The sequence below is a fragment of the Stenotrophomonas sp. INTA L402-1 genome, assembly GCF_059295135.1.
Genome location: NZ_JCAFWP010000182.1, coordinates 1 through 586 on the forward strand (window position 1 = coordinate 1; position 586 = coordinate 586).

Annotated in this window: 1 protein-coding gene; it reads right to left on the reverse strand. The window is 48.0% G+C overall.

What is annotated here, in order from left to right:
* Positions 1-305: IgaA/UmoB family intracellular growth attenuator (locus tag AC5O77_RS22225; RefSeq protein ID WP_494507225.1), on the reverse strand; the 305-nt coding region annotated here is incomplete at its 3' end.
* Positions 306-586 lie beyond the last annotated feature (281 nt).

Below are 586 nucleotides of genomic sequence, written 5' to 3' on the forward strand. Positions count from 1 at the left end.
GTAGAGATGCCGTAACGCGTGATAGCGTGTGTCAGCATCATGACGTTGTTGCTTTCGGCATTCAGCGCCAGAGAGATCGGTGCCGCGCTGGCTCCCGTTGGGCCAGGCACCTGTAATACCTGCGTCAGGCTCTCAAGATAATTTTCAACGGCGCTATGTTCTTCAGGTGTGAGTTTACGCGTTTGCGCATCCGCGAAGGCGTTGGTCCAGGGCAGCTGACGCCGTCTGGATCGCACTTTTATCAGCCATCCCGCAAGTAGTGAGCAGGCCAGCAAAGCAGCTAAAAAAATCACAATGGTGCTCATGCTTTCCCCATCTTACTTAGTCTGTCAGGCGTGGTCAGTCGCACCGGACACAATACATGATTCTGCGGTTGGCTATCGGCAAGCGTGGAGTTTAACTTAAGCATCATTAAGCACATCACAGTAACCGCTGATCATAGCAAACCGTCTGAAGGCGGAATATCAGCAAATTCCTGGAGTTATTTCAACCTATTGACTTTTAATTTGATTTGAGGACGATTATTTATTAAGTTACATAAATGTAAATAACATGCAATTCACATTGCCGAAAGCGTGTCCGATAT